27 protein-coding genes are annotated in these 26,310 nt (G+C 68.0%); 7 read left to right on the top strand and 20 right to left on the bottom strand.

The features are described 5' to 3' along the window. Positions 1–64: 64 nt before the first annotated feature. From ACWESM_RS06890 to ACWESM_RS06880, 3 genes are all read right to left on the bottom strand, one after another. A complete protein-coding gene (locus tag ACWESM_RS06890) occupies positions 65–1,240 on the bottom strand; it encodes a lipase family protein (RefSeq protein ID WP_452491089.1) in 1,176 nt (391 codons plus the stop codon). 164 nt (positions 1,241–1,404) lie between these two features. Next, the gene (locus tag ACWESM_RS06885) at positions 1,405–2,250 is read right to left on the bottom strand and encodes an ATP-grasp domain-containing protein (protein WP_452491088.1); all 846 of its coding nucleotides are present in this window, start codon (positions 2,248–2,250) and stop codon (positions 1,405–1,407) included. A gap of 89 nt (positions 2,251–2,339) precedes the next feature. Beyond that, positions 2,340–2,912, bottom strand: a complete 573-nt coding sequence (locus ACWESM_RS06880) for a YdeI/OmpD-associated family protein (RefSeq protein ID WP_452491087.1) — start codon at positions 2,910–2,912, stop codon at positions 2,340–2,342. Positions 2,913–3,097: 185 nt separating this feature from the next. Between ACWESM_RS06880 and ACWESM_RS06875 the strand changes: the two genes are divergently transcribed. Together ACWESM_RS06875 and ACWESM_RS06870 are read left to right on the top strand one after the other, a co-directional pair. Further along, on the top strand, positions 3,098–4,579 hold the full coding sequence (locus tag ACWESM_RS06875; protein WP_452491086.1) for an AAA family ATPase: 1,482 nt from the start codon (positions 3,098–3,100) through the stop codon (positions 4,577–4,579). Positions 4,580–4,636: 57 nt separating this feature from the next. After that, positions 4,637–5,494, top strand: a complete 858-nt coding sequence (locus ACWESM_RS06870) for a 3-hydroxyacyl-CoA dehydrogenase (RefSeq protein ID WP_364425201.1) — start codon at positions 4,637–4,639, stop codon at positions 5,492–5,494. Positions 5,495–5,792: 298 nt separating this feature from the next. Here ACWESM_RS06870 and ACWESM_RS06865 read toward each other — a convergent pair whose 3' ends face one another. Genes ACWESM_RS06865 through hsaA form a run of 5 tightly spaced genes read right to left on the bottom strand, consistent with a single transcriptional unit; the run spans position 5,793 to position 9,794 of the window. Continuing rightward, positions 5,793–6,209 (bottom strand): DUF433 domain-containing protein, encoded by a 417-nt coding sequence (locus tag ACWESM_RS06865; RefSeq protein WP_364425199.1) that lies wholly within the window; start codon positions 6,207–6,209, stop codon positions 5,793–5,795. 34 nt (positions 6,210–6,243) lie between these two features. Continuing rightward, positions 6,244–6,816, bottom strand: coding sequence for a 3-hydroxy-9,10-secoandrosta-1,3,5(10)-triene-9,17-dione monooxygenase reductase subunit (hsaB, locus tag ACWESM_RS06860; protein WP_364425196.1), 573 nt, complete (start codon positions 6,814–6,816; stop codon positions 6,244–6,246). A 20-nt stretch (positions 6,817–6,836) separates the two neighbouring features. Next, entirely contained in the window at positions 6,837–7,742 is a 906-nt protein-coding gene (hsaC, locus tag ACWESM_RS06855; RefSeq protein WP_355076801.1) for an iron-dependent extradiol dioxygenase HsaC, read from the bottom strand. After that, on the bottom strand, positions 7,742–8,620 hold the full coding sequence (gene hsaD, locus ACWESM_RS06850; protein WP_364425192.1) for a 4,5:9,10-diseco-3-hydroxy-5,9,17-trioxoandrosta-1(10),2-diene-4-oate hydrolase: 879 nt from the start codon (positions 8,618–8,620) through the stop codon (positions 7,742–7,744). The genes hsaC and hsaD overlap by 1 nt, the downstream gene beginning before the upstream one ends. 10 nt (positions 8,621–8,630) lie before the next feature. Next, entirely contained in the window at positions 8,631–9,794 is a 1,164-nt protein-coding gene (gene hsaA, locus ACWESM_RS06845; protein WP_355076804.1) for a 3-hydroxy-9,10-secoandrosta-1,3,5(10)-triene-9,17-dione monooxygenase oxygenase subunit, read from the bottom strand. Between the two features lie 198 nt (positions 9,795–9,992). Between hsaA and ACWESM_RS06840 the strand changes: the two genes are divergently transcribed. The 3 genes from ACWESM_RS06840 to ACWESM_RS06830 all read left to right on the top strand — a co-directional run bounded on the left by ACWESM_RS06840 (position 9,993) and on the right by ACWESM_RS06830 (position 12,509). Continuing rightward, a complete protein-coding gene (locus tag ACWESM_RS06840; protein ID WP_356963597.1) occupies positions 9,993–11,189 on the top strand; it encodes a Rieske 2Fe-2S domain-containing protein in 1,197 nt (398 codons plus the stop codon). Further along, positions 11,189–11,521 carry a hypothetical protein gene (locus ACWESM_RS06835; RefSeq protein ID WP_355076806.1) on the top strand — a complete coding sequence of 111 codons (333 nt, stop codon included), beginning with the start codon at positions 11,189–11,191 and terminating at the stop codon, positions 11,519–11,521. Before ACWESM_RS06840 ends, ACWESM_RS06835 begins: the two co-directional genes overlap by 1 nt. Positions 11,522–11,690: 169 nt before the next feature. Continuing rightward, entirely contained in the window at positions 11,691–12,509 is an 819-nt protein-coding gene (locus ACWESM_RS06830) for an MBL fold metallo-hydrolase (RefSeq protein WP_364425187.1), read from the top strand. Positions 12,510–12,515: 6 nt separating this feature from the next. Here ACWESM_RS06830 and ACWESM_RS06825 read toward each other — a convergent pair whose 3' ends face one another. Together ACWESM_RS06825 and ACWESM_RS06820 are read right to left on the bottom strand one after the other, a co-directional pair. Beyond that, the gene (locus ACWESM_RS06825; protein WP_355076809.1) at positions 12,516–12,926 is read right to left on the bottom strand and encodes a cupin domain-containing protein; all 411 of its coding nucleotides are present in this window, start codon (positions 12,924–12,926) and stop codon (positions 12,516–12,518) included. A 7-nt stretch (positions 12,927–12,933) separates the two neighbouring features. Further along, positions 12,934–14,007 carry a saccharopine dehydrogenase NADP-binding domain-containing protein gene (locus ACWESM_RS06820; RefSeq protein WP_355076810.1) on the bottom strand — a complete coding sequence of 358 codons (1,074 nt, stop codon included), beginning with the start codon at positions 14,005–14,007 and terminating at the stop codon, positions 12,934–12,936. A 96-nt stretch (positions 14,008–14,103) separates the two neighbouring features. On the opposite strand from ACWESM_RS06820, the gene ACWESM_RS06815 reads away from it, so the two are divergent. Further along, a complete protein-coding gene (locus ACWESM_RS06815) occupies positions 14,104–15,021 on the top strand; it encodes an AraC family transcriptional regulator (protein ID WP_452491085.1) in 918 nt (305 codons plus the stop codon). Between the two features lie 134 nt (positions 15,022–15,155). Here the strand turns inward: ACWESM_RS06815 and ACWESM_RS06810 are convergent, their stop codons facing one another. The 4 genes from ACWESM_RS06810 to ACWESM_RS06795 all read right to left on the bottom strand — a co-directional run bounded on the left by ACWESM_RS06810 (position 15,156) and on the right by ACWESM_RS06795 (position 18,315). Continuing rightward, positions 15,156–15,908: a DUF427 domain-containing protein gene (locus ACWESM_RS06810; RefSeq protein WP_355076813.1), complete on the bottom strand. Its 753-nt coding sequence runs from the start codon at positions 15,906–15,908 to the stop codon at positions 15,156–15,158. Positions 15,909–16,001: 93 nt separating this feature from the next. Then, entirely contained in the window at positions 16,002–17,243 is a 1,242-nt protein-coding gene (locus ACWESM_RS06805) for an MFS transporter (RefSeq protein WP_364425178.1), read from the bottom strand. Then, complete coding sequence (locus ACWESM_RS06800) at positions 17,240–17,713, bottom strand: MarR family winged helix-turn-helix transcriptional regulator (RefSeq protein ID WP_355076815.1); 474 nt, start codon at positions 17,711–17,713, stop codon at positions 17,240–17,242. The genes ACWESM_RS06805 and ACWESM_RS06800 overlap by 4 nt, the downstream gene beginning before the upstream one ends. A 113-nt stretch (positions 17,714–17,826) precedes the next feature. Further along, entirely contained in the window at positions 17,827–18,315 is a 489-nt protein-coding gene (locus ACWESM_RS06795) for a cupin domain-containing protein (RefSeq protein ID WP_355076817.1), read from the bottom strand. Between the two features lie 77 nt (positions 18,316–18,392). Here ACWESM_RS06795 and ACWESM_RS06790 point away from each other — a divergent pair, with 77 nt between their 5' ends. Continuing rightward, positions 18,393–18,986, top strand: a complete 594-nt coding sequence (locus tag ACWESM_RS06790) for a TetR/AcrR family transcriptional regulator (protein ID WP_452491084.1) — start codon at positions 18,393–18,395, stop codon at positions 18,984–18,986. A 9-nt stretch (positions 18,987–18,995) separates the two neighbouring features. Here ACWESM_RS06790 and ACWESM_RS06785 read toward each other — a convergent pair whose 3' ends face one another. The 6 genes from ACWESM_RS06785 to ACWESM_RS06760 all read right to left on the bottom strand — a co-directional run bounded on the left by ACWESM_RS06785 (position 18,996) and on the right by ACWESM_RS06760 (position 26,265). Continuing rightward, positions 18,996–20,393 (bottom strand): FAD-binding oxidoreductase, encoded by a 1,398-nt coding sequence (locus ACWESM_RS06785; protein ID WP_355076821.1) that lies wholly within the window; start codon positions 20,391–20,393, stop codon positions 18,996–18,998. A 215-nt stretch (positions 20,394–20,608) separates the two neighbouring features. Beyond that, positions 20,609–21,661, bottom strand: coding sequence for an acyl-CoA dehydrogenase family protein (locus tag ACWESM_RS06780; RefSeq protein ID WP_397275182.1), 1,053 nt, complete (start codon positions 21,659–21,661; stop codon positions 20,609–20,611). Then, positions 21,658–22,674, bottom strand: a complete 1,017-nt coding sequence (locus ACWESM_RS06775; protein WP_452491083.1) for an acyl-CoA dehydrogenase family protein — start codon at positions 22,672–22,674, stop codon at positions 21,658–21,660. The genes ACWESM_RS06780 and ACWESM_RS06775 overlap by 4 nt, the downstream gene beginning before the upstream one ends. Beyond that, a complete protein-coding gene (locus ACWESM_RS06770) occupies positions 22,671–23,813 on the bottom strand; it encodes an acyl-CoA dehydrogenase family protein (RefSeq protein ID WP_452491082.1) in 1,143 nt (380 codons plus the stop codon). Before ACWESM_RS06770 ends, ACWESM_RS06775 begins: the two co-directional genes overlap by 4 nt. Then, positions 23,813–24,718, bottom strand: a complete 906-nt coding sequence (locus tag ACWESM_RS06765; RefSeq protein WP_355076828.1) for an enoyl-CoA hydratase — start codon at positions 24,716–24,718, stop codon at positions 23,813–23,815. Before ACWESM_RS06765 ends, ACWESM_RS06770 begins: the two co-directional genes overlap by 1 nt. Further along, a complete protein-coding gene (locus ACWESM_RS06760) occupies positions 24,718–26,265 on the bottom strand; it encodes a FadD3 family acyl-CoA ligase (RefSeq protein WP_452491081.1) in 1,548 nt (515 codons plus the stop codon). The genes ACWESM_RS06765 and ACWESM_RS06760 overlap by 1 nt, the downstream gene beginning before the upstream one ends. Positions 26,266–26,310 lie beyond the last annotated feature (45 nt).

Genomic DNA, 26,310 nt, shown 5'->3' with positions numbered 1-26,310 from the left:
TCGCGACCCAGTTCGTCTGCGCTCGAGTAAGGCTCTGCCGGTCGACGGCGGTCGAGTGGGTCGACTACGCGGGGCCGAGAACTGCGGCGACGAAGGAGAGCACGTCCGGCCAAGCGGCGGCGACGATCCCTTCGTGATCGGTGTCGTAGCTGCGGAATTCATACTTCGTTCCGGCGAGCGTGTATTGGGTGAGTAACAACCGGGTGAGCGCGATGGGGACGACGTTGTCGGCGGTGCCGTGCGCGATGAACAGCGGGCCGCGATACCCCGAGGTCGGTACCCTTAGGTAGCCGGTGAGGGCGTCGGCAAAAGGGCTGCCCGCCACAGGTCGTTGGAGCATTGATCCGATCGTTGTGCCGCGAACCGCCGATTGCCACTCCCGTTGGCACCGCCGGTCGATCCGAGCCAGCGCGTCCGCACCCGCGGGTGTCAGTGCGGCAGCCACCGTGTCGGGTGCGGCGAGTCGCATCCCGTTCAGCATGGCGGCGAATAGGGCGGTGGAGCCTTCGAAGCCGGGGACCTCCGGCACATACGGTCCGGCGAGTGCGAGAACTCCCTCGATGTTCGACGGTGGCGCGAGCGCCGCGGTGCCACGGAATTCGAGTTCGGGCGCGTAGATGTCGGCGATGCCACCGGTGTTGAGCGCGGCGTGCCCGCCCTGGGAGACACCCGTCACCGCCCACCTACGCGCGAGCGCGGCATCGACGTGGCGGGCGGCGCGGACGAGGTCGACGGTCGCCGTGGCCTCGGTGCGCGACTGGAGATAGGGGTGCGTGGTGGCCGCGCCCGCGCCGAGGCCGACATAGTCCGGCGCGACGACCGCGTACCCCTGGTCCAGCAGCCGCCGGACGATGGGCGCGTCGTAGCGCGGGTTCGTGCTGATCCCGCACGTCGCGCCGAGTCCGCTGGTCCCGTGCTCCCAGGCGACGATCGGCCAGCCGCCGGCGGGCGGTGTTCCGTCAGGTGTCGCGAGCACGCCGGTCGCCATGGTCGGCGCGCCGGTCGGGCCCTCGGTGATGTACTCGATGAAGCGCGCGGACTCGATGCCACCCCATCCGCCCGAAAACCCATGCGAGCCGACTGCCGAGCCCGGTTCCATTGTCGCCCAGGCAGTCTCGTCGGCATGTGCGGCTGTACCCGCCACGTCGGTAGCGAGCACAGCGAGTGAGCAGAGCACTAAGGCCATCGCCCGCCGCGGCTTCGGGATGGCGGCGGCAGGGTGGAACCAGTTGGCGAACATCGGCTTCCTTCGCAGACCCGACCCGAAGTGCACTGCTGCACCACATATTCCAGCTTACGGCGAGTACCGGCCACAGTCGGTTCGCGCGCGGCAGGGCTTCGTAACCTCTTCGATCACGGAAATCAAGGACCGCCATCGAGTACCTGATACTCGTCTGCCCGTGCTCAACCCGCGCGGAGGAGGGCGATCAGCTCTTCGGCCGGAATGGTCGCAGGCCGGTCGCTGACCTGGCCGTCTCCGAGTTCGACCAGGCACCAGGTCCGGTCGTCGCGTAGTGCGAAGTCGGCCGTGACGAAGGGGAGGCCGAGGGTGGTGATGGCGTCTTCGACGGTGGCCGGATCGAAAGCGACGTCAGGCATTTCCTCCGGGGTGTCCGGGTGCGGGCCGATCAACCGGCACTTGCCGTCCACCCACCAAGTGCGGACTTCGGCAGACTGGAAACGCTCGAAGCGGCGCAGGACGAATCCGCCGGTCAGGTCTTCGCCGCGGAGTTCACGGAATCTGCTCGCGACCCGCCAGGCGGCGTCCGGGTCCGCCGCGTCGGGGATGAACGCCGCTTCGTGCCAGTAGTGCTTCATCGACTTGGTGTAGTCGCGCAGGACGACGGGGCCGGTTCCCAGCTCCCGACGCGCGTGATCGAACGCGGCGCGACCGCTCCCGCTGGTCCATACCGATCGAGGCGTCATCTCGGCGAGTGCGGAATACCACCCCGGCAGCTCGTGCGCCCGCCGGTATTGTTCGGCGCTCGTGCGCAGCGTGACGCCCCGCTGCCGCAAGCTCCGTTCGAACGCGGCGTACTCAGCACTGCGCAACATCCAGCCGCGGTAGACAGCCACCCCGCTGGAACGAACGCGTCGAACGGCCTCCTCCGCGCCCTCAGCGCGGGTCAGCGCGTCGTGATCGACCACGGCGACTTCCAATCCGACGGCACGAGCCGCGTCCGCCTCCGGGGCGAAATGCTCGTCGACGCGTTGGGGGCGAAGTACATCGGCCGGAACAAGAAGCAGCACAACACATATCCTCGCGTCGGCGCACACGATTCCCAACCGATTTTCGCCTCGCCGCTATCGATGATCATCGATGCCGTAGTCGACTTGGACTACGCCGCTGGCTGATTCAACTCATCGAGCATGCGCCGCAGCTGCCCAGCCCGCTCGGCGGAACTCCGCGTCTTCATCAGCCGCAGGAAGTGCGCATACTGCGCGGTGCGGTCGAGCAGTTCGAATCTCCTCCGTGCGCGTGAATTCGCGCTGAGCGCTTCGAGTAAGTCGGCCGGACAGGTGGCGGTCCGCTGGGATTCATAGGCGGCCGCCCAGCGTCCATCGGACTGCGCGGCGGCGATGGCCGCGAAACCGGGGGCCCGCATGCGACCTGCGGCGACGAGAGCTTCGGCTTTGGCGACATTGATCTGCGACCACGGACTACTCGGACGGCGCGGCGAGTATCGCTGCAGGTAGTGCTCGGCGTCGAGGCCGCGGCGGTGACTGTCGATCCAGCCGAAGCAGAGCGCGCCGTCGAGCGCCTCCCCGTTGCTGATCGTCCGGTCCGCCGCCCCCTTCTTGGCGATCTTCAGCCAGACGTCGGCGTGCCTGTCGTGATTGGCTGCCAGCCACTCCTCCCACTGTGCGACGTCGACACAAGTAAGAATTCTTGTTCCATCGAACCGACTCACGGTGCCCTCCAAGATGCGGTGATGTCTTTCCACCTCATCCTCCGACCCAAAGTGCTCATCAACTGAGCACTTCACCTTTCGGGTGGCACACGAGCGTGTGGTGGTCCCCGGGATTCGCCGCTCTAATGTGCCAGCTGGTGAGAGTAGTACAGTTATCATAAGTTCACTACTTTTGGGAGGGGCGCGTGCGGAAACCGTCCGACATCTTCGATCGCGACCGGGAATGGGAGGCACTGACCCGGTTCATCGACGATCCCGCCCCGAGTGCGTCTCTCGGCGTGATCTCCGGTCGACGCAGGCAAGGTAAAAGTTTTCTGCTTGAGGCCGTCTGCGAAGTCGCCGACGGTTTCTACTTCTCCGCGCAGGAGGCCACCGACGCGGAATCGCTCGCCGCCGTCGGGGAGGCGCTCAGCCGCCACCTCGATCTGGTCGCTCCCTTCACCCCGGCGAACTGGGGGCAAGTGATCGATGTGCTGCTTCGCATGGGACGCGAGAAGAACACGCCCGTGGTGATCGATGAGTTTCCCTATCTGGTCAGGGCGAATCCAGCGCTGCCGTCGATCATTCAGGGAGCGTATGCGCCGAGGCGAGCCGAGCGCACCGCTTCGCGCACACGGTTGCTGCTCTGTGGTTCGGCGTTGTCTTTTATGGGTGGCCTGCTTTCGGGAAATGCCCCGCTGCGCGGCCGTGCTTCGCTCGAATTGCCCATCGCCACCTTGAGTTACCGGCGAGCAGCGGAGTTCTGGGGGATCAGTGACCCTCGGCTGGCCCTGCTCGTGCATTCGGTGGTGGGCGGAACACCGGCGTATCGGACCGAGATGATCCGCTATGACGCGCCCGCGAATCTCGCGGATTTCGATGATTGGGTGGTTCGAGCGATTCTGTCCCCGGGAAGCCCGATGTTCCTGGAGGCGCGGTACCTGCTCGCCGAGGAGCCCGATCTTCGGGACGGCGCCCTCTATCACTCCGTGCTCAACGCCATCGCCACCGGCAACACCGGCCGGGGTGGCATCGCCGGCCACGTCGGCCGCCCGGTGAACACGCTGGCGCACCCCTTGACTGTGCTCGAGGACGCCGGTTTCGTCACCCGCGAGGCCGACGCGTTCCGCGCCAACCGCAGCGATTTCCGGATCGCCGAACCGCTGGTCACCTTCTACCACGCGATCATGCGGCCGTTCTGGCCTCAGCTGACCTTGGCCACGGACACCAGCCGTATCTGGCAGCGGGCATCGCATCGGTTCGCCAGCAACGTGATCGGCCCGCACTTCGAGCGAATCTGCCGCGAGTGGGCCATGCTTTTCGCCCAGGAAAGCACCGGCCGAAATCGGCTCGGCGACCTTCCGGTGCAGGTTTCGTCCGGCACGGTCAACGATTCGGCGAACCGTACGACACACGAGGTCGACATCGTCGCGGTCGGTTACGCCGAGGACGGCCGTCCACCGCTGCTCGGCATCGGGGAGGCGAAGTGGAACGAGGTGATGGGCCTCGGCCATCTGGACCGTCTGCGGCGCATCCGCGAACTGATCTCCGCGAGCGGGAAATTCGATGTCACCGGAATGCGCCTGCTCTGCTTCTCCGGCGCGGGATTCAGCGAAGACCTGCAACGGGCCGAGCGCGAAGGCGAGGTCGAGCTGATCGGACTGGATGAACTGTACGGCCGCTCGTAAACGTACGATATCGGCCATCGAGCACCGCCACCATCAACGTCTCGAGAGGAGAGACGAATGACCATCGACATTCGCAAGGTGACCGTCCTCGGCACCGGAGTGCTCGGTTCGCAGATCGCCTTCCAGACGGCCTTCCACGGTTTCGAGGTGACGGCATACGACATCGACGACAAGGCGCTGACCGCGGCCAGGGAGCGACTCGACAAGCTGGTGGCGGTCTACCGTGAGCAGGTACCCGGCGGCGGGGACGGCAAGGCCGAGCAGACGGCGGCGGGCATCGCGCTGACTTCCGATCTGGCTCGAGCGGCGCAGGACGCGGATCTGGTCATCGAGGCCATTCCCGAGGTGCTGACCATCAAGCAGCAGACGTACGAGAAGCTCGGCCAGGTCGCACCGGAGCGCACCATCTTCGCCACCAATTCCTCCACCCTGCTGCCCAGCGCCATCAAAGACTTCACCGGCCGCCCGGACCGATTTCTCGCGCTGCACTTCGCGAATCAGGTGTGGCACTTCAACACCGCCGAGATCATGGGCACCGCCGACACCGACCCGAACGTGTACCAGGCCGTGGTCGACTTCGCCTCGAAGATCGGCATGGTGCCGATCGAAATCCACAAGGAGAAGGCCGGTTACGTCCTGAACTCGCTGCTGGTGCCGTTGCTCAACGCGGGCATGAACTTGGCGGCGGGCGGCTACGCCGATCCCGAAGCGGTGGACAAGACCTGGCAGATCGGCACCGGCGCACCGGCCGGGCCGTTCCGCATTCTCGACATCATCGGGCTGACCACGCCTTACAACATCCTCGTCAACAACGAGGACGAGGACTCCCAACGGCTGGCCCAGTGGTTGAAGGAGAACTACATCGACAAGGGCAAGCTCGGCATCGCCACCGGAGAGGGTTTCTACAAGTACTGACCGATGAGGGCGCCGAGCATCAGGGGCGGTCCTCGCCGCCACCCCACCGCCGAAATCGCATATCAGTAGTGGGTGCAAAGTCTCGGCACGGGAGTTCGGGCATGTCGCCAGACTGCCGCCGTGTCTCGAACGTGTGTCCGATATAAGGGTGCTGCTTCAGGTGGCCTGCTTTCTGCCTAACAATGCCCCCGACTTCAGCATCTGGAATCAGTGGCGCGCCCGTGGCTTACAGGTTCTTGCGGATGCTTTCGGCAATGCGGGGACACCAGCGTCGCGGAGGGATTCGGGCATCGAGGATTCAGTCGACATCGCGCCACTCCTCCTCGAGGGCGCGTAGCTCCCGCGATGCACCGTGGTCGGCGCGACGCATGCCCTCACCGAAGAGCATGTCGGACTCCAGACGCATGGCGAAACTATCAACCCTGGGCAAGAGGCAGTGCCTTGCGACGAGCTCATCCGCGGTTAGCCGTTGTCGGGGATTGCCGCGCCGACGTTCGCACACGTCGGCGTTGCTTTTGACCGCAGTGGCCGCGTATGCCAATGCGGCGAGGATGTCGTCGGCCTCGAGGTCTGGATGATCGGCGAGCAAATCGTCGATGGTCATGCCGGAAGCCAGTAGATCCAAAATCATCTCGACGGGATACCGCAGTCCCCGTATCACCGGCTTGCCGTGGCAGATCGCGGGGTCCGATGTGATCCGGCCCTGTAAGGACATCCCTCGACTGTAGCGGTGGTCGGACTTCGCCCAGCTACAACCAGGTGTCCAATGTCGTAGTCGTGAGGAAGTGCTCCAGGTCCGCGCGCCACGGGGCTGGGGTGGTCTTCTCCGGTTCGATGGCGGTGTACTGGCCCCGGTAGAACAGCAGGGGGCGGCCGGTGGTGGTGGTTTCGGAGAGGGTCTGGACTCGCCCGATCACGATGTAGTGGTCGCCGCCGTCGATGACGTTGTCCACCTTGCACTCGATGGTGGCCAGCGCTTCGTCCAGCACCGGGAGTTCCAGGTCGGACGTGTGCCAGGCGGCGCCGGCGAACTTGTCGGGTTCGCGGGAGCCGAAGCGGGCGCACAGTTCGCGCTGCTGTTCGGCGAGGACGTTCACGCAGAAGCGCCCCGATTTCTCGATCGCCGCCCAGGACCGGGACGCCTTGGTGGGGCAGAACAGCACCAGCGGCGGTTCGAGGGAGAGGGCGGCGAAAGACTGGCACGCGAAGCCGATCGGCACTCCGTCGTCGTCGAAGGTGGTGATCACGGTGATGCCGGTGCAGAACTGCCCCAGCACATTCCGGAACTGCCGTGGATCGATCCCGGATCCGTCCGCGGTCATCGCTTCGCTCGCCCTCTCGGTCACTGCTGCCGTTGCCCGACGGTGAAGTCGTGGCCCCACAGGCTCACCGCGGTCGATTCTCGCGCGATCCAGTCGTGGTCGTCCACTTCCAAGCCCTCGCAGCCGAATTCGACGTCGAATCCGCCCGGCGTCTTCATGTAGAAGGAGAGCATCTTGTCGTTGACGTGCCGTCCGAGCGTCGCCGACATCTTGACCTTCTTGCGCAGCGCCCGGTCCAGGGTCAGGCCGACGTCGTCGGCGTTCTCCACCTCGAGCATCAGATGCACAATGCCGCTCGGCGTCGGCATGGGCAGGAACGCCAGCGAGTGGTGGCGCGGATTGCAGCCGAAGAAGCGCAGCCAGGCGGGCTCGCCGTCGGCCGGGCGACCGACCATCTGCGGTGGCAGCCGCATCGAGTCGCGCAGCCGGAAGCCCAGCACGTCGCGGTAGAACTCCAGCGCCGCTTTGTCGTCCTTGGTGCTGAGCACCACGTGCCCGAGCCCCTGCTCCTCGGTGACGAACCGGTGCCCGTATGGACTGACGACCCGGCGATGCTCCAGCGCCGCGCCGTGGAAAGCCTCGAGCGTGTTGCCGGACGGGTCGTCGAACTTGATCAGCTCGTACACCCGGCGATCGGCCAGTTCGGTGGCCGTGCCCTCCTTGTAGGGCACACCCGCCGCGTCGAGCCGGTCGCGGACGTCCTGCAACTCCTCGGCATTGGCGGTCTCCCAGCCCGAGACCTGTAGCCGGTCCTTCTCGCCGGGAACGATCACCAGCCGGGCCGGGAACTCGTCCATGCGCAAGTACAGCGCTTCGGGGTCGGTGCCCTTGCCCTCGACCATGCCGAGGACCTTCAGGCCGTACTCCCGCCAGGCGGCCATGTCGGTCGCCTCGATACGCAGATATCCCAGTGAGCGGATGCCCATCACTTCTCCTTGACGCCCGCGAGGAAATCGATCGCGAGCCGGTTGAATTCGTGGAACTTCTCCAGCTGTGCCCAGTGCCCGCAGCCACCGAAGACGTGCAGCTGCGCGCGCGGGATCACCTTGGTCGCCACCAGCGCGCCGTCGAGCGGGTTGACCCGGTCCTCCCGGCCCCAGATCAGCAGCACGGGCTGACGCAGTTTGTAGGCGTCGCGCCAGAGCATGCCCTTCTCGAAGTCCGCGCCGGCGAACGACTTGCCCATCGCCCTGGTCGCGGCCAGCGCCTCGGGCGTGCTCGCCGAGGCGAACCGCTCGTCGATCAGCTCCTCGGTGATGAGCGACTGGTCGAAGACCATGATGCGCAGGAACGCCTCCAGGTTCTCCCTGGTCGGCTCGAAATTGAACTTGGAGAGCAGCTTCACGCCCTCGGTCGGGTCGGGCGCGAACAGGTTGGTGCTCAGCCCGCCCGGCCCCATCAGGATCAGCTTCCCGGCCCGATCCGGGTAGTCCAGTGCGAACCGGACCGCCGCGCCGCCGCCGAGCGAGTTGCCCAGCAGGTGCACCCGGGACGTGATCTCCAAGTGGTCGAGCAGGTCCTTCAGCGCCGAGGCGCTGTGCACGAAGTACTGCGGATGCTCGGTGGGTTTGTCCGAGCGGCCGTAGCCCGGCTGGTCGACCGCGATCACGTGGAAGTGCTCGGCCAGTACCGGGATGTTGCGCGCGAAGTTCGACCAGGAGGACGCGCCAGGCCCGCCGCCGTGCAGCAGGACGATCGTCGGCCCGCTGCCGACGCCCGCCTCGTGGTAGTGCAGCCGCAGATCGGGCCGCACCTGCGCGTAGCGCGAGGTCGATTCGGCGGTGAGTTCCGCGGTAGAGGTCACGGTCGTCCTCCTAGACCATGCCGTCGGTGACGGGCAGGCCGAACTCGTGCGTGCCGTACATCAGGTAGGCGCGCTCGGGATCGTTGGCCGCGTGCACCCGGCCCGCGTGCGCGTCGCGCCAGAAGCGTTGCAGCGGTGTGCCGTTGGCCAGTGCGGTGGCGCCGGAGCTCTCGAACAGCTTGTCGATCGCGGCGATCGAGCGGCCGGTGGCGCGCACCTGGTCGCGCCGCGCCCGCACGCGCAGGTCGAACGGGATCTCCTTGCCCGCCGCCAGCAGTGCGTACTCGTCGGCGACGTTGCCCGACAGCTGCCGCCACGCGGCGTCGATGTCGCTGGCGGCCTCCGCTATGCGCACCTTGGCGAACGGGTCCTCCTTGGCCTTCTCGCCCGCGTAGGCCGCGCGCACCCGCTTGCCCTGGTGCTCGACGTGCGCCGCGTAGGCGCCGTAGGCCATGCCGACGATCGGGGTGGAGATGGTGGTGGGATGGATTGTGCCCCAAGGCATCTTGTAGACCGGATCGGTATTCTGCTCCAGACCGGGCGATTTCAGTTCGCTCATGGCACGGAAGCTGAGGAACCGGTGCGAGGGCACGAAGACGTCCTTCACCACGACGGTGTTGGAGCCGGTGCCGCGCAGGCCGACCACGTTCCACACGTCGTCGATGCGGTAGTCGTCGCGCGGGATGAGGAAGCTGCCGAAGTCCACCGGCTTGCCGTCCTTGATCACCGGGCCGCCGAGCACCGCCCAGGTGGCGTGATCGCAGCCGGACGACCAGGCCCACGCGCCGTTGACGAGGTAGCCGCCGTCGACGACCGTGCCCGCGCCCATGGGCGCGTAGGAGGAGGAGATCCGCACTTCGGTGTCCTCGCCCCAGACGTCCTCCTGCGCCTGCTGCGCGAACAGCGCGAGGTGCCAGTTGTGCACGCCGACAATGCCGGCCACCCAGCCGGTGGAGCCGCACGCGCCGGCGATCTTGCGCACGGTGTCGTAGAAGACCACCGGATCGGCGGCGTGACCGCCCCACTGCTTGGGCTGGAGCAACCGGAAGAAGCCGGTCTCCTGCAACGCCTTCATGCTTTCGTCGGGGATGCGCCGCAGGTCCTCGGCCTCCTGTGCGCGTTCGCGCAACGTCGGCAACAGCGCTTCGACCCGTTCGGTCACTTCTTGCGTCATCTCGGGACCTGCTCCTGCCTGGTCGGTTGATGTCCGGAATCTCATTTGCCTCTGAGACTAGAACACGTTCCTATTTATGTCGAGAACCGGTGTTCACCCTCGCGCGGACATGCGCTCATGCAGGAAGTGAGGTGAATCGCTGGCGTCGAGGACGCCAGTTTTGTAACGTGTTCTAGTACAGATGGAGGAGGAAACGCGATGGCAGTTACCCCACAGGGCGGAGCGAAGGTCCGGGAGCTGGATGTCGGCACCGCACCGACCCGCTATGCGCGGGGATGGCATTGCCTGGGTCTGGCCAAGACGTTCCGCGACGGCAAGCCGCACGCGGTGAACGTTTTCGGCACCAAGCTCGTCGTCTGGGCCGACAGCAGTGGTGAACTGCGGGTGCTCGACGCCTACTGCAGGCACATGGGCGGCGACCTGAGCATGGGTGAGGTCAAGGGCGACGACATCGCCTGTCCGTTCCACGACTGGCGCTGGTCGGGGACCAACGGCAAGTGCACCGCGATTCCGTACGCGCGGCGGGTGCCGCCGCTGGCGCGCACCAGGAAGTGGACCACGCTGGAGCGCAACGGCCAGCTGTTCGTCTGGCACGACCACGAGGGCAGCCAGCCGCCGCCCGAGGTCACGATCCCGCACATCAAGGGCCCCTACACCGACGCCGACGGCAACCCCAGCGAGCAACTCGACAGCGGGTGGACCGACTGGACCTGGAATTCGATGCTGATCGAGGGCGCCAACTGCCGCGAGATCATCGACAACGTGGTCGACATGGCCCACTTCTTCTACATCCATTTCGCCTTCCCGACGTACTTCAAGAACGTCTTCGAGGGTCACATCGCCACCCAGTTCCTGGAGACCAAGGGCAGGCCGGACATCGGCATGGCCTCCAAATACGGCGGTGACACGCTGCTGAAGTCCGAGGCCTCGTACTTCGGGCCCTCGTACATGATCAACCCGCTGATCAACATCTACAGCGGTTACGAGGTCAAAAGCGTCCTGATCAACTGCCACTACCCGGTCACGCAGGACTCCTTCGTCCTGCAATGGGGCATCACGCTGGAGAAGCCCAAGGGCGTCGAGGGCGAGATGGCGACCAAGCTGGCCGAGAAGATGACCGAGGGCATCAGCGTCGGCTTCCTGCAGGACGTCGAGATCTGGAAGCACAAGTCCAAGGTCGAGAACCCGCTGCTGTGCGAGGAGGACGGGCCGGTCTACCAGCTGCGTCGCTGGTACGACCAGTTCTACGTCGACCTGGCCGACGTCACCGAGAAGATGACCCAGCGCTTCGAGTTCGAGGTCGACACCACCAAGGCGAACGAGGCGTGGGAAGCCGAGGTCGCCGAGAACCTGCGGCGCAAGCGCGAGTCCGAGGAAGCCGAGGCGAGCGTCTGATGGCGGCCACCTGGGCGAAGGCACCCGATTTCGCCGATCAGCCCGCTCGGCGAGCCGAAGTGCGCGCCCAGACGGTGGTCGACAAGCAGCGGTATCTGGAGGACGGCCTGACACCCCTGCGGTGCCGGGCCTGCCAAAGTCATGTGCTGGTGCGCAAGAGCAGCAACCACCAGACGTCGGTGCAGTGGACCGGCAACCCGGCCGAGCACTGCCCGGTTTTCGCCGCACTGAGCGCGACCGGTCACGGGCCGGGTCGCCCGGACTCGTGTCCGGATCTCGAGCGCACCATCGCCTGGGCCGTGGACGAGGGCGTGCTCGAAATTCCTGAGTGATCAGGCTGTTCGGGATCGGCGGGCGGCGATCGATTCGCCCGCCGATTACCGCGGCGGTGACCGCGCTGTCGCGGCCGAGTCGTGCTCCGACTACGTTGACGGGAACAAAAGAGACCTTCGTGCCGAAACGGATCAGTCCGATTCGGCGCCGCAGGAGGGAGTTTCCGCGATGCTGGTGCGGCATCTGGACTGCGCGACCATGTGCCCGGTCGGCGGACGAGCGCTGCTCGGCAGCGGTGGTCTGCTGACCGGCGGGTTGGTCGGCCATTGCCTGCTCGTAGAGTCCGATGACGGCCTGGTGCTGGTGGACACGGGCTTCGGCATGGGCGACGTGCTCGACCGGGGCAGGCTCGGTTTCGGTACCTCGCGGTTGCTGCGTCCCCGGTTGCGCCCCGAACTCACCGCGCTGCACCAGATCCGGGGGTTGGGCTATCGGCGCGAGGACGTCCGGCACATCGTGCTCACCCATCTCGATCTCGATCACGCGGGCGGGCTGTCCGACTTCCCCGACGCCACTGTGCACGTCTTCGCCGACGAACTCGACGCGGCGACCCAGCGCCCCACCCTCGGGGAGAAGATGCGGTATCAGCCGCGCCAGTGGGAACACGGCCCCCGCTGGCTGGCCCACGAGACCGGCGCGGACACCTGGTTCGGCTTCACCGCCGTCCCGGTGCTCGAGGACATCATGCTGATCCCGCTGGTCGGCCACACGCGCGGGCACAGCGGCGTCGCGGTCCGGCAGAGCGACGGATGGTTGCTGCACTGCGGCGACGCCTATTTCCACCACCGGCAGCTGGCGGCGGGGAAGGCGCGTCCCCCGGTCGGCCTCGGCGTGTTCGAGGTGTTCGCGAGCACGCTCGGACGAGAGCGGGTGGAGAACCTGGAACGGCTGCGCACGCTGCACGCCGACCACGGCGAGCGGGTGCGAATGTTCTGCGCGCACGATCCGCACGAGCTCGAACGATTCGCCGCCGTGCCGGTGCGCTGAGCCGGGTCAGTCCAGCCGGAAATCCGCGAAGTCGAATCCCGGCGCGACGATGCAGCTGACCAGCACGTATTCCGCAGTCGCCGGCCGCGCCGACTGGCTGACCCCGCCCGGCACCACCGCTTGGAGCGCCTGACCGTGCTCCAGGTCGGGGCCGAGGATCACCTCCTCGCCGCCGATCTCCAGCGCCAGCGGTCCGCCACGGTGCCAGAGCCACAGCTCGTCGGAGCGCACCGTGTGCGGGGCGGACCGCTCGCCCGGCAGCAGCAGGAAATGGATCGCGGTGGCGGCGGCGCGCGGGCCCGGATAACCCTCCGGTGTGAATTCCACCGGGCTGCGCCAGGTTTGGCGGTACCAGCCGCCTTCGGGATGCGGCGCGAGATCGAGGGCGACAGCGAGCGGCGGTCGATTGTCGGTCATCGTTCGACTATGCCCGATCCTTCGCCGACGCTCGGCTTCCCTCGATACGCCAGGTGATACCGAAAGGCGCCAGCGCGTCCAGGAAATCGGCGGGGTCGAACGCCTCCGCCGGCGCGAGGGCGCCGGGCGCCGCGGCTCCGCCGGCCAAGCGGACCGCCGACTCCACCGCCATCAACGCCGAATCGCGGTAGGAGTCGACGCCGCTGAGCACGCCGCGGACCTGCCGCCCGTCCGCGCCGAACGCGTCGACGACGAGGTCGTAGCGCAGGTCCGCGCCGGGCGCGTCCGGCAGCGTGTCGATCAGTTCGGCGGTGAACCCGCTGAGTGTGTCGAGGATCGAGGTGGCGAGGACGCCCTCGACGTAGGAGACGTCCGAGTGCCGCGGGATGGTCAGGACCGGGGGCTGCGGGAATTTGGCGACGGTGGTCGGCTCGGTGTCACCGGGGAAGGTCATCTTCTCGCGGCGCGCCGTCGCGCCGGTGCGCAGTTCGCCGTCGGCGTAGTGCCAGCCGCCGCCGCGGAACCAATCCAAACTGGCGAGCACCGTCTTCGCGCTGCCTTTGGAACCATTGCCGCCGCTCTTGCTCAGATGGCTCAACACCACCTCGGCCGGCCCGGGCACCCGGCGCGTGATGAGGTGTGCCAGCAAGTCGCCGGGGAGGTTGCTGTCGGTGACGCCGGAGACCACGGTGACGCCGGCCGCCGCCGCGCGCGGTCCGAACTCGTCTAGCACGCGCTTCAGGAAAAGCTGCTCGCCGGACATGTCGGTGTAGTGCGCACCCGCGTCGATCGCGGCGGCCAGCACCGCCGAGCCGTGCTCGACATAGGCGGGCAAGCTGCTGATCACCACATCCGCTCCGGTGAACGCGGTGACCAGAGCCGTGTGGTCGGACAGGCCGGCTACCCGGATGTCGGCTGCGGGCAGGTCCGCGGCATCGGCAGCGGCTCGGACGCGATCGGCATCGCGGCCCACCAGGATCGGGGCGAGGCCGCGGCGGCGCAGTTCGGCGAGCAGGTAGCCGCCGGTGTGTCCGGTCGCGCCGTAGACGGCGATGGTGGCGGTGGTTTCGGTCGATGTCATGAACAGAAAGCTATTGGTTTCTCGTGAGCCGGACAATGCGTAGAGCGCTCGATAATTTGTCCGAAACACTCAACTGCAGAGTGCTACGGTGAATGGGTGGATATTCTCAGCGAGACCATCGCGGCCATTCGCACCGGCAGTCCCACCTCCGGCCTGTTCATCCGGCACGCTCCGTGGGGTCGGCGGTACCCGGTAGTGCCGGGCGCGGGTTTCCACGTGGTCTTGCAGGGCTCTTGCTGGGTGGTGCCGCCGAACGGCGAACCCATTGCACTCGGCGTGGGGGACGTGCTGTTCATGCCGCGCGGGGCCGACCACGACTTGGTGGACAGTCTGGACACCCCGGTCACGGAGACCGCGCAGCCCGGTGAGCCACGGGAGATCGTAGGGCCGGGCGTGCGGACCGCCTTGCTGTGCGGCGCTTATGAACTCGGCCGCAGCCGCACCCATCCGATCCTCGACGAGTTGCCCGAGTTCATCCATCTGCCCGCGCGTCCGGGGCGACATCCCGCGCTGCGCGGCGCGGTCGACCTGCTGGCCGCGGAGATCGCCGAGCCCCGTCCGGGCAGCGACGCGGCCGTGCCCGCGATCCTCGAGACGTTGCTGCTGTTCATCCTGCGCGCCTGGTTCGACGAGCAGTCCGACCTGTGTTCCTCGGGCTGGGCGGGCGCCTTCGCCGATTCCGCGGTCGCGGCGGCGCTGCGGGCGGTGCACGAGGAACCGGCCCGCGCCTGGACCGTCGCCGACCTCGGTGACATCGCGGGCGTCTCTCGCGCCACCCTCGCGCGTCGCTTCCTCGCGACGGTCGGCGAACCGCCCCTGGCTTACGTGACCCGCTGGCGCATGCTGACCGCCGCTCGTCTGCTCCGGGACACCGACAGCAGTCTCGGCGCGGTGGCCCGCCGGGTCGGATACGCCTCGGAGTTCGCCTTCGCGAAGGCCTTCAAACGCGAATACGGCGTGGCGCCGGGCCAATACCGCCGTGCGGCCGACAGTCCGCCATTGGTCGCGGTCTGACCGGGCCGCCGCATATCGCTCGACCGGACCGGCAAGTGCGCGCGGCGCGAGGACTGATCCCTGCCAGCGCCGTATGACGTGATGACCGAGGGGAACGACGCCGAAGGGGCGAGACTCGCGGGCTGTCGCCGAACTCAGCTGAACGGCGAGCGCGGCCTTTCCTGGAGTTCCCCGTCGACGTAGATGTCGACCTTCTCGTTGTAGAAGCAGACCAGCCCGGCGACCTTCTGGCTCTCCGGAAGCGGCGTGCGGTAGCCCCACACATAGTCGGGATACTCGTTGCCGCCGACGCGGACGGTCCAGTAGTCGGCGGTGCCCTTGTACGGGCAGCTGGTGTGGGTGGCCGACGGAAACAGCAGATCCATGCGGACGTCCGTCATCGGCAGGTAGTACCGCGCGGGCAGACCCGTTTCGAAGAGGATGCGCGGCCCGTGCGAGTCGGCCACGGTGACCCCGTCGATCTCCACCCGCACATGCCGGGAGCTGGCCAGGATGTCGACGCGCGAGTACGGGTTGCGCGGGTGGACGTAGATCGGTTCGTCCTCCTCGAACCACTCGTCCATCGCGCCCCACTCCAAGCGAACCAGCTCGCGCAATTCGGTCAGCGGCGAGTCGTGGTAGCGCAGCGCCGCCCCGCCCGCTGTGGTGCCGTCGACCATGAGGTCGTAGACCGTCGCGTCGCCGCGGCTGGTGGAGTGCTGGGTTTGCCCGTTCGGTTCGAGCTTGGCGCGCAGGTCGGTGACGGGCAGATAGTAGGTCGGATAGTGCGGGTTCTCCCAGACCAGCACCGGCCGCGCGCTGTCGGCCACCAAGTGCCCGCCCAGATAGACGCGCACACGCTTCTGGCTGGTCTCGACGCTGACGCGCCCCCGCTTCGCTTCGGTCATATCTCCTGACCGTACTCCTCGCGCCGGCCCGCGCCAGGATGCGGAAACGGCGAAGGCAGCCACGCTGGCGGCTGCCTTCGGTGCGCGCGGGGATCAGTCGTCGCCGACCGTGATGGCCTGGGCTTCCTCGACGCTGTGCGGTGCGGGATCGTGGTCGTCGAGGTGGGCCAAGGCGGCGCGCCCGGCGAGCAGGACGACGACCGCGGCGGCGGTGCACGCCGCGCCCACCCAGAACGGCAGCGAGATGCTGTGCTCGCCGAGCTTGCCCGCGAGGTAGGGCGCCGCGGCGCCGCCCGCGAAGCGGACGAAGCTGTAGGCCGCCGAGGCGGTGGACCGCTCCACCGGCGCGGAGATCATCACGGCCTCGGTGATCAGCGTGTTGTTCACGCCGAGGAACAGGCCTGCCAGCACGGTGCCGACGATCAGCACCGGCTTGTGCTCGGCGAACACGGCCATCGTCGCCAGGTCGGCGGCGAACAGGCCCAGGGAGAGTCCCATCATCGGCAGCGAACCGAACCGGCGCTGCAACCGGGGAGCGAGGAAGACCGACGCGATCGCCAGCAGTACACCCCAGCCGCAGAAGATGAAGCCGATCGCATAGGTGCCCATATCCAGCGGGAACGGGGTGTAGGCGAGCAGGGTGAAGAAGCCGAAGTTGTACAGCAGGGCGGTGATGCTCACGATCAGCAGCCCCCGGTAGCGCAAGGCGCGGAACGGCGCGGCGATCGAGGTGTGATGCGTCGGCTTGGGCCCTTCCGGCAGCAGGACGACGATGCTCACCAGCGCGATGGCCATCAGCACCGATACGCCGAAGAACGGTCCGCGCCAGCTGATTCCGCCGAGCACGCCGCCGACCAGCGGACCGGTCGCGATGCCGATGCCGAGCGCCGCCTCGTAGAGGATGATCGCGCGGGCAACGCCGCCGCTGGCCGCGCCGACGATGGTGGCCAGCGCCGTGGCGATGAACAGCGCGTTGCCCAGGCCCCAGCCCGCGCGGAAACCGACGATCTGCGCCACCGTATTCGACATACCGGCCAGCGCCGCGAACACGATGATGATCGTCAACCCCGCCAGCAGCGTCTTCTTCGCGCCGAAGCGACTGGACACCACGCCGGTGACCAGCATGGCCACGCCGGTCACCAGCATGTAGCTGGTGAACAGCAGCGACACCTGGGACGGGGACGCGTTCAGTTGCTCGCCGATCGGTTTGAGAATGGGATCGACGAGGCCGATGCCCATGAACGCGATCACGCTCGCGAACGCGACCGCCCAGACGGCTTTCGGTTGCTTGGTGTTGTCCGCGACCGGGGCGCGGGTGGGAGCCAAAGTGCTCATCGGTGTTCCCTCGAGATCGGATCGTGCTGTCGCGTAGCCGTTTTCAGGGCCTCCAGCAGGTCGTGCAGTTCGGTGTCCAGCCGGGCCAGTCGCTCGGTGTCGAAGCCGGGCAGGTGTTCGCCGATCGCGGTGGCGAATGCGCGGCGGAACTCGGCCAGCCGGGTCCGCCCGGCCGGGGTGAGTTCGACGATCACGGCCCGGAAGTCCTCCGGGTCCTTGCGCCGGGTCGCGTAGCCTTCCGCGACCAGCTTGCCGATCAGCGCCGTTGCCGCCGGCTGTGAACATCGGTCGATTCTGGCGAATTCGCTGACGCGCAGCGCGCCGTGTTCGTCGAGCACCGCCAGCGCCCGCAACATGGCCCGCGGCAGGTCGTCGCCGCTGATCACCCCGGCCAGCCGAGTGAGCCTGCCCGCGGTGACGAGAAGGTCGACGACGATGTCATCCGCTACGTTCACCTGAGCTTGCCGCACAGGAAATATTATTACATAGGCTAACTATCTATCTGCGGTGAAGTCGGCCACATGAGGTGGAACCCGACGGGACGGTGGGTTCCGCCGGGTTGCCCAAGGCGGCGGTGAGGGAGTCAATCGACCTGTCCGGCAACGGGACTCGCCGATTCTTCGTAGTGGATGTCATATGCCGCCGCGATGGGATTGATCTTCACCGGATCCAGTACGCCCTCGGTCAGCACCGATGCTCCGGCTTCGAAAAGGTCCTCCAGATAGCACTCCCAGCCGCCGGGCGAGGAGATCTGCAGCACTCGTGGCGGCGGCTGCGATCCGCAGCGCAGGGCATGCGGCACGCCGTGTGGCAGCAACACGAACATGCCTTCCGTCGCGGAAAGGGTTCGGTCGTCGAACTCGACGTCGAGCGTTCCTTCGAGCACGTAGACGCATTCGTCCGCGACGTGGTGTGTGTGCCGGGGAATATCGCGCGCGAGGGTCACTTCCAGCAGGGAGAACCTGCCCTCGGTGTCGGCGGTGGTGGCCTTCACCGCGAACGCGGGCGGCAGCGGCACTCGGCCGGGCCGTGCCTCGCCGGGGGTCAGAACGCGGAAACGATTGTGGGACATGAAGTGCTACCCTTCGAAGCGATGAAACGGAACCGGAATCCGATTCCGTTTGAAGCGTAAACACGGAGGGATCGTCAGTGTCAAGGCCACCATCGGCCCGCAAGCAGCGCGCCGACGCCACGCTCAACCGCGCCCGCATCGTGTCCGTGGCGCGCACGCTGTTCGCCGAGCACGGCAGTGCCGTGCCGCTGACCGAGATCGCGCGCGCCGCCGGAGTCGGCGTCGGAACCGTCTACCGTCATTTCCCCAGCCATGCCGACCTCATCGAGGCCGCGGCCGAGCAGCGCTTCGCCGAGATCGAGGAGTTCGCCCGCACCGAATGCCTGCGCGCCGAGCCCGGCGAAGGGCTCGCACGCTACCTGCTTCATGTCGGCGAAGTGCTGGCGGCCGACCGGGGCTTGTCGGCGGCGATCGAGACGGCGCGGCAGTCGGCGGGCAGCGAGCCGAGGGGCGAATCCCGCGGCAGGCTCGAGGACGTGATCGGCGAGCTCGTCGAGCGGGACCGAGCCGCGGGAACATTGCGCGACGACTGCACGGTGGCGGACGTCTACATGATCGTCGGCGCGTTGTCCGCCACCATCGGCAGCGGCAGCGGTGATTGGCGCAGGCTCGTGCGGATCGTTCTGCACGGCCTGCGCCCCGATGCGACCCGTAGACGCTCGGACGAGTGAACTCGGAGGTCAGCCCGGGGCTATGTTGGCGTTGCGGTGGAAGACGTTGCCCGGGTCGTAGTCGGCTTTGATGTGCGCCAGCTTCGCGTATTTCGTGCGTCCGTACGATTCGCGAACCCGGGCATGGTCCGGGTCGGCCATGAAATTGACATACCCGCCCTGGTTGGAAGCCAATGGACGCAGCGCATCCCACGTCGTGCGCACCCATTCCCGGTCCAGCGCGAGCGTCTCGGTGTCGGGAGTGATCGCGGTGATGTTGCACTCGTAATGCGAACGGCGCGTGCCGCCGAATGCCGTGTCGTCCTCACCGACAGTGCTGAACGTGCCGCTGAGCGGGAAGATCGGCATGAACGACAGCGGCGCGGTTTTCCTGGCCGCGTTCGCGATCAGCACCGCGATGGCGTCGTTGGAGAAATCGTCGAGGTCGAGCGCCTTCTCGTAGCCGTACAGACCCCACGGCGCTGCCGCGTCGAGCATCCGCTGCAATCCGGCATACGGCATCGGGGTGCGGAATTCGAACAGCGGCGGCAGGGCGTTCCGGATCGGCGCCACCGCGGCGGCATGCTCCTCGGCCGTGCCGAAACCGGCGACGATCAGGGCATGGCCCGCGTGACCGTGGTATCGCTCCGGGACGAAAGGCGCGGGCGGCGCCGACATCGCCAGCGCGATCAACGCTCCCGACCGGCGCGGCAGAGTGGGGATGAACTCACGGATCAGGCGGAGTGCGTCGGTGCCGTCCGGCATGTCCCAGAAGAGCAAGCCGAGGTGGATTTCCGGCCCGACGTGATGCAGGCGGTACTCGAATTCGGTGACCACTCCGAAATTTCCGCCGCCGCCGCGCAATGCCCAGAACAATTCCGCGTTCTCGGTCTCCGACGCCCGTACCACCTGGCCGTCGGCGAGCACCACCTGCGCCGAGACGAGGTTGTCGATGGCCAGCCCCGCCATGCGGGTCAGCCAGCCCATGCCGCCGCCGAGGGTGAGGCCGCCGACGCCGGTATCGCTGATCACTCCGCCGGTCACCGCCAACCCGTACTTCTGGGTCGCGGCGTCCATGTCCGCCATCGTCGCTCCGCCGCCGACCCGGGCCCGCTCGGCTTCCGGATTCACCACGACGCCCTTGAGGGCGCTCAGGTTGATCATCAGGCCGCCTTCGCCGACCGCGGTCCCACTGTAGGAGTGGCCGCCGCCGCGAACGGATATCTCCAGCCCCCGGTCCCGGCCGAAGGCCAACGCCGCGGCCACGTCACGCGGCGACAGGCACTGGGCGATCACGGCGGGGTGCCGGTCTATGTCCCCGTTCCAGATGGCGCGGGCCCGGTCGTACCCGGTATCCGCTGGGCCGTACACCGGCCCGTCCATGGTGGACCGTAATGCTTCGAGATCGGAATGCACTGTTTGCGTCATGGCATCCTCCCGGCTGGTGGGCCCCGACGACTTTTGGGAGGCGAGCCGGCATATCGACTCGCTACGGCACCGATTCCGACCTGCGGTGCCACTCGAAAACGCATCCCCCGGCATGCGCGTGTGGCGCTTGTCACATCTTAGTGCATCGGGACCACGCCGGACAGCCTATCGAGGAAGGGCGCGCCGCCGACCAGGTCGGCGCGCCCTGACCCGGCTCAGGCGGGCTGCGTCATCGGGCGGTGCGCGGCCCCGAACAGCTGCGCGTCCGCGTGGGCGCGCTTGAAGAACAGATGCGCGTCGTGTTCCCAGGTGATCGCGATGCCACCGTGCAACTGGACGGTCTCGGCCGCGATGGCGGTGAGCGCCTCCGAGCAGTGCACGCGGGCGACCCAGACATCCTCGGCGGCCGACGGGCTGTTCGCCGCCACCGCCGCGGTCGCCGCGACGGACACGGACCGGGCCGATTCCAGCAGCACGTACATGTCCGCCATGCGGTGCTTGAGCGCCTGGAAACTGCCGATCACCCGGCCGAACTGCACGCGGGATTTGGCGTAGTCGACCGTCGTCTCCAGGCAGCGGTCGGCGGCGCCGACCTGCTCCGCGGCCACCGCCGCCCACGCGATCTCGCGCAGCCGGGCGACCGTCCCGGACTGGTCACCCGAGCCGAGCCGTCGCGCGTGCGCGTCGGCGAAACCGACTTCGGCCAGTTTGCGGGTGGGGTCCATGGTGGGCGCGGGCCTGCGGGTGACGCCCGGCGCGGTGGGTTCGATCTCGAACAGACCGGTCGGCGTGACGACGACGAAGGTGTCGGCCGACATACCGTCGAGCACGTAGTGCGCGGTCCCGGTGAGGGCGCCGTCCGTCTCGTGCACACCCGGCTCGTCCCAGCCGCGCTCGTCGGCCCAGCAGACCGCGATCGTGCGCGTGCCCTCCGCCACCTCGGGCAGTAGCCGTGCGCACGCTTCGTCGTCGCCCGAAAGCAGCACCGCCTGTCCACCGAGAACGGCCGAGCCGAGCATCGGAACCCCGGCGAGCGTGCGGCCCAATTCGCCTACCACCAGCAGGGATTCGACCAGGCTCGCACCGAAGCCGCCGTATTCCTCGGGAATCGCCAGCGCCGCGACGCCGATCTGCTCGCACAGCAGCCGCCACAGCGCCGGGTCGTAGCCGAGTTCGGTGTCCATCGCGGCGCGCACCGCCGCGGACCCGGCGTGCTTGGTCAGCAGCGCACGCACCGAGGCGAGGAATTCCTGGTGTTCGGCGGTCATGCGATGCCTCGCTCGGCGCGTTCCTGGTCGGTGTCCTCCCGCAGCGCCCGTGCGATCCGGGCGCGATGCAGGTCCGGTGTGCCCCAGGCCGAACGCAGCGCGGTCACCTTGGTCAGCCACAGCGACAGGTCGTACTCGGCGGTGTAACCGATCGCGCCGTGCACCTGGAGCGCGGTGCGGGCCGCGCGGTAGGCGGCGTCGCCGCAGGCGATCACGGCGGCCGAGACGTCGCGACCCCGAGTTGGTCCGGTCATGGTCAGCGCGGCCCGGTAGAGCAGCGGCTCGGCCAGGTCCAGCGCGATGAGCACGTCGGCCAGCTTCTGCTTCACGGCCTGGAACTCGCCGATCGGCTTACCGAATTGCTTGCGCTGCTTGGCATATTCGGTGGACGCGTGCAGCAGGGCCTTTCCCGCGCCGAGCAGCTGGGCCGCGCAGGCCAGCGCGCCGGTGTCGAAACCGGCGGCCACGGCCGCGGCGACCTGCTCACCCTCGGCGACGGGCTCGGCCGCGGCGACCGCGAACAGGCGGCGGGCGGGATCGACCGATCGCACCAGGCCGCCGCGGTGCCCGATGGACAGCTGCTCGCCGGCCAGCAGGACCACCTCGGCGGTGTCGGCGTCCAGCGCGACACCGCTCGCGAAGGCGACGGTGCCCAGCGCCGTGCCCTCCGCGAACCCGGGCAGCCAGCGCGCGGCCGGATTTCGGTCCGGAAGCGCTTGCAGCAGAGCCGGAATCGCGGCGGCGGTCTCCAGCACCGGTCCCGGCACGGCCGCCCGGCCGATCTCCTGGAACGCCACGACCAGATCGATCGGTTCGGCGCCGATGCCGCCGTGCTCCTCCGCCACGGCCAGACCCAGCACACCGGCCTCGGCCAGTTGCCGGATCAACGCGCGACCGGGCCCGCTGTCGCCGGACGCCCACGCGCGCACGGCGGAGGGCGCGCGGCCCGCCTCCAGCAGTTTGCGCAGGCTGGCGGCGAAATCGAGTTGTTCGGGGCTGAGCGCGAATCTCATCGGCTGCTTCCTCTCGGTAGTCCGAGCAGCCGCTCGGCGATGATGTTGCGCTGGATCTCGTTGGTGCCCGCGTAGATCGGTCCCGACAGCGCGAACAGGTATCCGTCCGTCCACGGCCCGGAACGTTCCGCCGCCGGACCGAGCACCTCGAGCGCGGTCTCGTGCATGGCGATGTCCAGCTCGGACCAGAACACCTTCGTGATCGAGGATTCCGCGCCGAGCCTGCCGCCTTCGTTGAGCCGGGTGACCGTGCCGAACGTGTGCAGCCGGTAGGCCTCGCTGCCGATCCAGGCGTCCACCACCGCGTCGCGCTGCGCGGTGTTGTCCTCGTCGCCCGCCTCGCGCCACAGATCGATCAGCCGTCGCGCGGTGGCGCTGAACCGCCCGGGGCTGCGCAGCGAGAGGCCGCGTTCGTTGCTGGAGGTGCTCATCGCCACGCGCCAGCCCTCGCCGGGCGCGCCGATGACGTCGCGGTCGGGCACGAACACGTCGTCGAGGAAGATCTCCGCGAAGCCGGGTTCGCCGTCCAGCTGCGGGATCGGGCGCACCGAGACCCCGTCGGCGGTCAGCGGGAACATCACGTAGGTGAGGCCCTTGTGCCGCTCGGCCTCGGGATCGCTGCGGAACAGTCCGAACGCCCAGTCCGCGAAGGCGGCGCGCGAACTCCACGTCTTCTGGCCGCTCAGCAGCCAGCCGCCGTTGGTGCGCCGGGCGGTCGAGCGGATACCGGCCAGGTCGCTGCCCGCTTCGGGCTCCGACCACGCCTGCGCCCAGATGTCGTCGCCGCGCGCCATCCGCGGCATGATCCGTTCCAGCTGTTCCGTGGTGCCGTGTTCGAAAAGCGTTGGCGCCAGCAGGAATATGCCGTTCTGACTGACCCGCCCCGGCGCGCCCGCCGCGTAGTACTCCTGCTCGAACAGCACCCACTCCAGCAGCGAGGCGTCGCGCCCGCCGAACTCCTCCGGCCAGGCCACCACCGAGAGCCGGGCGTCGGCGAGGGTGCGCTCCCACGCGCGATGCGCCTCGAATCCCGCCTTGGTGTCCATGGAGGGCAGCGGTTTCGCGGGTTTGTTCACGGCCAGGAATTCGCGGACCTCCCGCTGGAATTCCTGGGTCGCCTGATCGAGATCCAGATCCACTAGGTCGTTCCGTTCTGTTCTGCGGTGCTCGCGGAGGCCTTCATCGTCTTGGCGTTCATGCCGCCCAGCGAGTCGGCGCCGACCTCGGCGTTGTGCGCGTGCGCGAAGTGGTGCAGGCCGAAGACCGAATCCATGCCCGAGCGCATGCCCATCAGGTCCTCGGCCTGATTGACCGCTTTCTTGGTCAGCGCGAGACCGAATTGCGGCATGGTGGCGATCTTCTCGGCCAGCGCGAGGGTTTCGGCCTCCAGTTCGGCGCGCGGCACCACCCGGTTGACCATGCCCCACTCCTTGGCCTGCGCGGCTCCGAACCGGTCGCCGGTGAACAGGAACTCCTTGGCCGCGCGCGGACCCATCACCCACGGATGCGCGAAGTACTCGACGCCCGGAATGCCCATGCGGACGACGGGATCGGAGAAGAACGCGTCGTCGGAGGCGATGATCAGATCGCACACCCAAGCCAGCATGAGCCCGCCCGCGATGCAGGCGCCCTGCACCATGGCGATGGTCGGCTTGGGGATCTCCCGCCAGCGCCTGCACATGCCGAGGTAGACCTCGAGCTCGCGGGCGAAGCGCTGGTCGCCGCCGGCCCGGTCCACATGGTCCCACCACAGCGCGGCCTTGTTCTGGTACCGCACGTGGTGGTCGCGGCCGGGCGTGCCGATGTCGTGCCCGGCGCTGAAGTGTTTGCCGTTGCCCGCGAGCACGATCACTCCGACCTCGGGGTCCTCCACAGCGCGCTCGAACGCGGCGTCGAGGGCGTAGGTCATCACCGAGTTCTGCGCGTTGCGGTAGTCCGGCCGGTTCAGCGTGACGATCGCGACGCGTCCGCGCCGCTCGTAGGTGACGACCTCACCTTCGTCCGGGATCGCCGGACCCTCGTCCGGGGTTGCCGGTTCCGACATTACGACTTCTCCTCACGTAGTTGACGCTTGAGCACTTTCCCGGCGGCGCTGTAGGGCAGCTGGTCGCGGAACTCGACGAACCGCGGCACCTTGAAATTGGCCAGCACGGTGGTGGCGTGGGCGAGCACCTGGTCCTCGGTCAGGCCCGAGCCGGACTTGCGCACCACGTACGCCTTGCCCACCTCGCCCATCCTGGTGTCGGGCACGCCGATGACCGCCGACTCCGCCACGCCGTCCAGCCGGGCCAGCGCCTGTTCCACTTCGGCGGGGTAGACGTTGAAGCCGCCGGAGATGTACATGTCCTTGAGCCGGTCGGTGATCGTCAGGTATCCGCGGTCGTCGACCGTGCCGATGTCGCCGGTGTGCAGCCAGCCGTCCTCGTCGATCGTCTCCGCGGTGCTTTCCGGGTCGTCCAGGTATCCGAGCATCACGTTCGGCCCGCGCAGCAGGACCTCGCCCGCCTCGCCGAGGCGCAACTCGAAATCCGCGATCGGCCTGCCGCAGGTGTTCGCGATGGTCTCGGCGTCGTCGTCGACGCGGCACATGGTGCCGAAACCCGCGCTCTCGGACAGGCCGTAGGCGGTGATGACGACGTCGAAGGCCAGTTCCGAGCGCATCCGCTCGATCAGCACCACCGGCACCGTCGCCGCTCCGGTGACGGCCACGCGCAGGGAGCTCAAATCGAATTCGGCGCGGCGCGGGAAATCCAGGATCGTCTGGTAGATCGTCGGCGGGCCGGGCAGCACGGTGATCCGCTCCGCGCCGATCCGCCGCATCGTCTCCGGTACGTCGAAGGTGACCTGCGGGATGATCGTGGCTCCCGTGACCAGGCAGGCGAGGATGCCCGCCTTGTATCCGAAGTTGTGGAAGAACGGGTTCACCACCAGATACCGGTCGTCGCCCCGCAAGGTGGCGCACTCCGCCCAGGCCCGCACCACCGACAGCGCCTGCCGGTGCGCGACCAGCGTGCCCTTGCTGCGGCCGGTGGTGCCGGAGGTGAACAAGATGTCGGAGATGTCGTCGGGGCGGACCGACTCGGCGCGTTCCTCGGCTTCGGCCACGGTGACCGGCGCGGCGACGGTCGCGAGTTCCGACCAGTCCAGCGCGGCGATGTCGGTGTTCTCCGTGCCGGGTTCGACCGGGATCACCACCACCGTGTCGATGGCCAGGTCGGACGTGCGCAGTTCGGCCAAGCGGTCGCGGCCGAGGAAGGGCCCCGCGATGAACAGGGCCTTCGCGTCCACCCGTCCGAGCACGTCGGCGGCCTCCTCGGCCACGTAGCGGGTGTTCAGCGGCACCAGCGCCGCGCCCGCGTAGTGCGCGGCGAGCGCGGCGATCACCCAGTGGTGGGTATTGGGCGCCCACATGGCCACCCGGTCGCCCGTCCGCACCCCGCGTGCGATGAGCGCCCGTGCCACTTCCTGGACCGCCTCGAGCAACTGGGCCCAGTTCAACCGCACCTCGCCGTCGGCGATCGCCGCGGCGTCGCCGAAGGTCCGAGCGGCGTGGTGCAGTGCCATCGGTGTCGTCTGTGCAGGGGTTGTCACGGTTGTCCTTACCGTCCGCGAGCGAGTTATGCGTGCACTCTACAA

The sequence above is a fragment of the Nocardia sp. NPDC003999 genome (assembly GCF_053604885.1).
The sequence above is the reverse complement of the archived record's forward strand: the minus strand, read 5'-3'. Positions and strand labels throughout refer to the sequence as shown.

Coding starts and splice junctions, on each gene's coding strand:
- ACWESM_RS06835 (WP_355076806.1), top strand. CDS start 11,189: ATGGCGGCCACCTGGGCGAAGGCACCCGATTTCGCCGATCAGCCCGCT.
- ACWESM_RS06865 (WP_364425199.1), bottom strand. CDS start 6,209: ATGTCCTTACAGGGCCGGATCACATCGGACCCCGCGATCTGCCACGGC.
- hsaC (WP_355076801.1), bottom strand. CDS start 7,742: ATGGGCATCCGCTCACTGGGATATCTGCGTATCGAGGCGACCGACATG.
- ACWESM_RS06775 (WP_452491083.1), bottom strand. CDS start 22,674: ATGAGATTCGCGCTCAGCCCCGAACAACTCGATTTCGCCGCCAGCCTG.
- hsaB (WP_364425196.1), bottom strand. CDS start 6,816: ATGACCGCGGACGGATCCGGGATCGATCCACGGCAGTTCCGGAATGTG.
- ACWESM_RS06785 (WP_355076821.1), bottom strand. CDS start 20,393: ATGACGCAAACAGTGCATTCCGATCTCGAAGCATTACGGTCCACCATG.
- ACWESM_RS06795 (WP_355076817.1), bottom strand. CDS start 18,315: ATGTCCCACAATCGTTTCCGCGTTCTGACCCCCGGCGAGGCACGGCCC.
- hsaA (WP_355076804.1), bottom strand. CDS start 9,794: ATGACGCAAGAAGTGACCGAACGGGTCGAAGCGCTGTTGCCGACGTTG.
- ACWESM_RS06780 (WP_397275182.1), bottom strand. CDS start 21,661: ATGACCGCCGAACACCAGGAATTCCTCGCCTCGGTGCGTGCGCTGCTG.
- ACWESM_RS06825 (WP_355076809.1), bottom strand. CDS start 12,926: ATGACCGACAATCGACCGCCGCTCGCTGTCGCCCTCGATCTCGCGCCG.
- ACWESM_RS06765 (WP_355076828.1), bottom strand. CDS start 24,718: ATGTCGGAACCGGCAACCCCGGACGAGGGTCCGGCGATCCCGGACGAA.
- ACWESM_RS06810 (WP_355076813.1), bottom strand. CDS start 15,908: ATGACCGAAGCGAAGCGGGGGCGCGTCAGCGTCGAGACCAGCCAGAAG.
- ACWESM_RS06870 (WP_364425201.1), top strand. CDS start 4,637: ATGACCATCGACATTCGCAAGGTGACCGTCCTCGGCACCGGAGTGCTC.
- ACWESM_RS06840 (WP_356963597.1), top strand. CDS start 9,993: ATGGCAGTTACCCCACAGGGCGGAGCGAAGGTCCGGGAGCTGGATGTC.
- ACWESM_RS06830 (WP_364425187.1), top strand. CDS start 11,691: ATGCTGGTGCGGCATCTGGACTGCGCGACCATGTGCCCGGTCGGCGGA.
- ACWESM_RS06805 (WP_364425178.1), bottom strand. CDS start 17,243: ATGAGCACTTTGGCTCCCACCCGCGCCCCGGTCGCGGACAACACCAAG.
- ACWESM_RS06890 (WP_452491089.1), bottom strand. CDS start 1,240: ATGTTCGCCAACTGGTTCCACCCTGCCGCCGCCATCCCGAAGCCGCGG.
- ACWESM_RS06820 (WP_355076810.1), bottom strand. CDS start 14,007: ATGACATCGACCGAAACCACCGCCACCATCGCCGTCTACGGCGCGACC.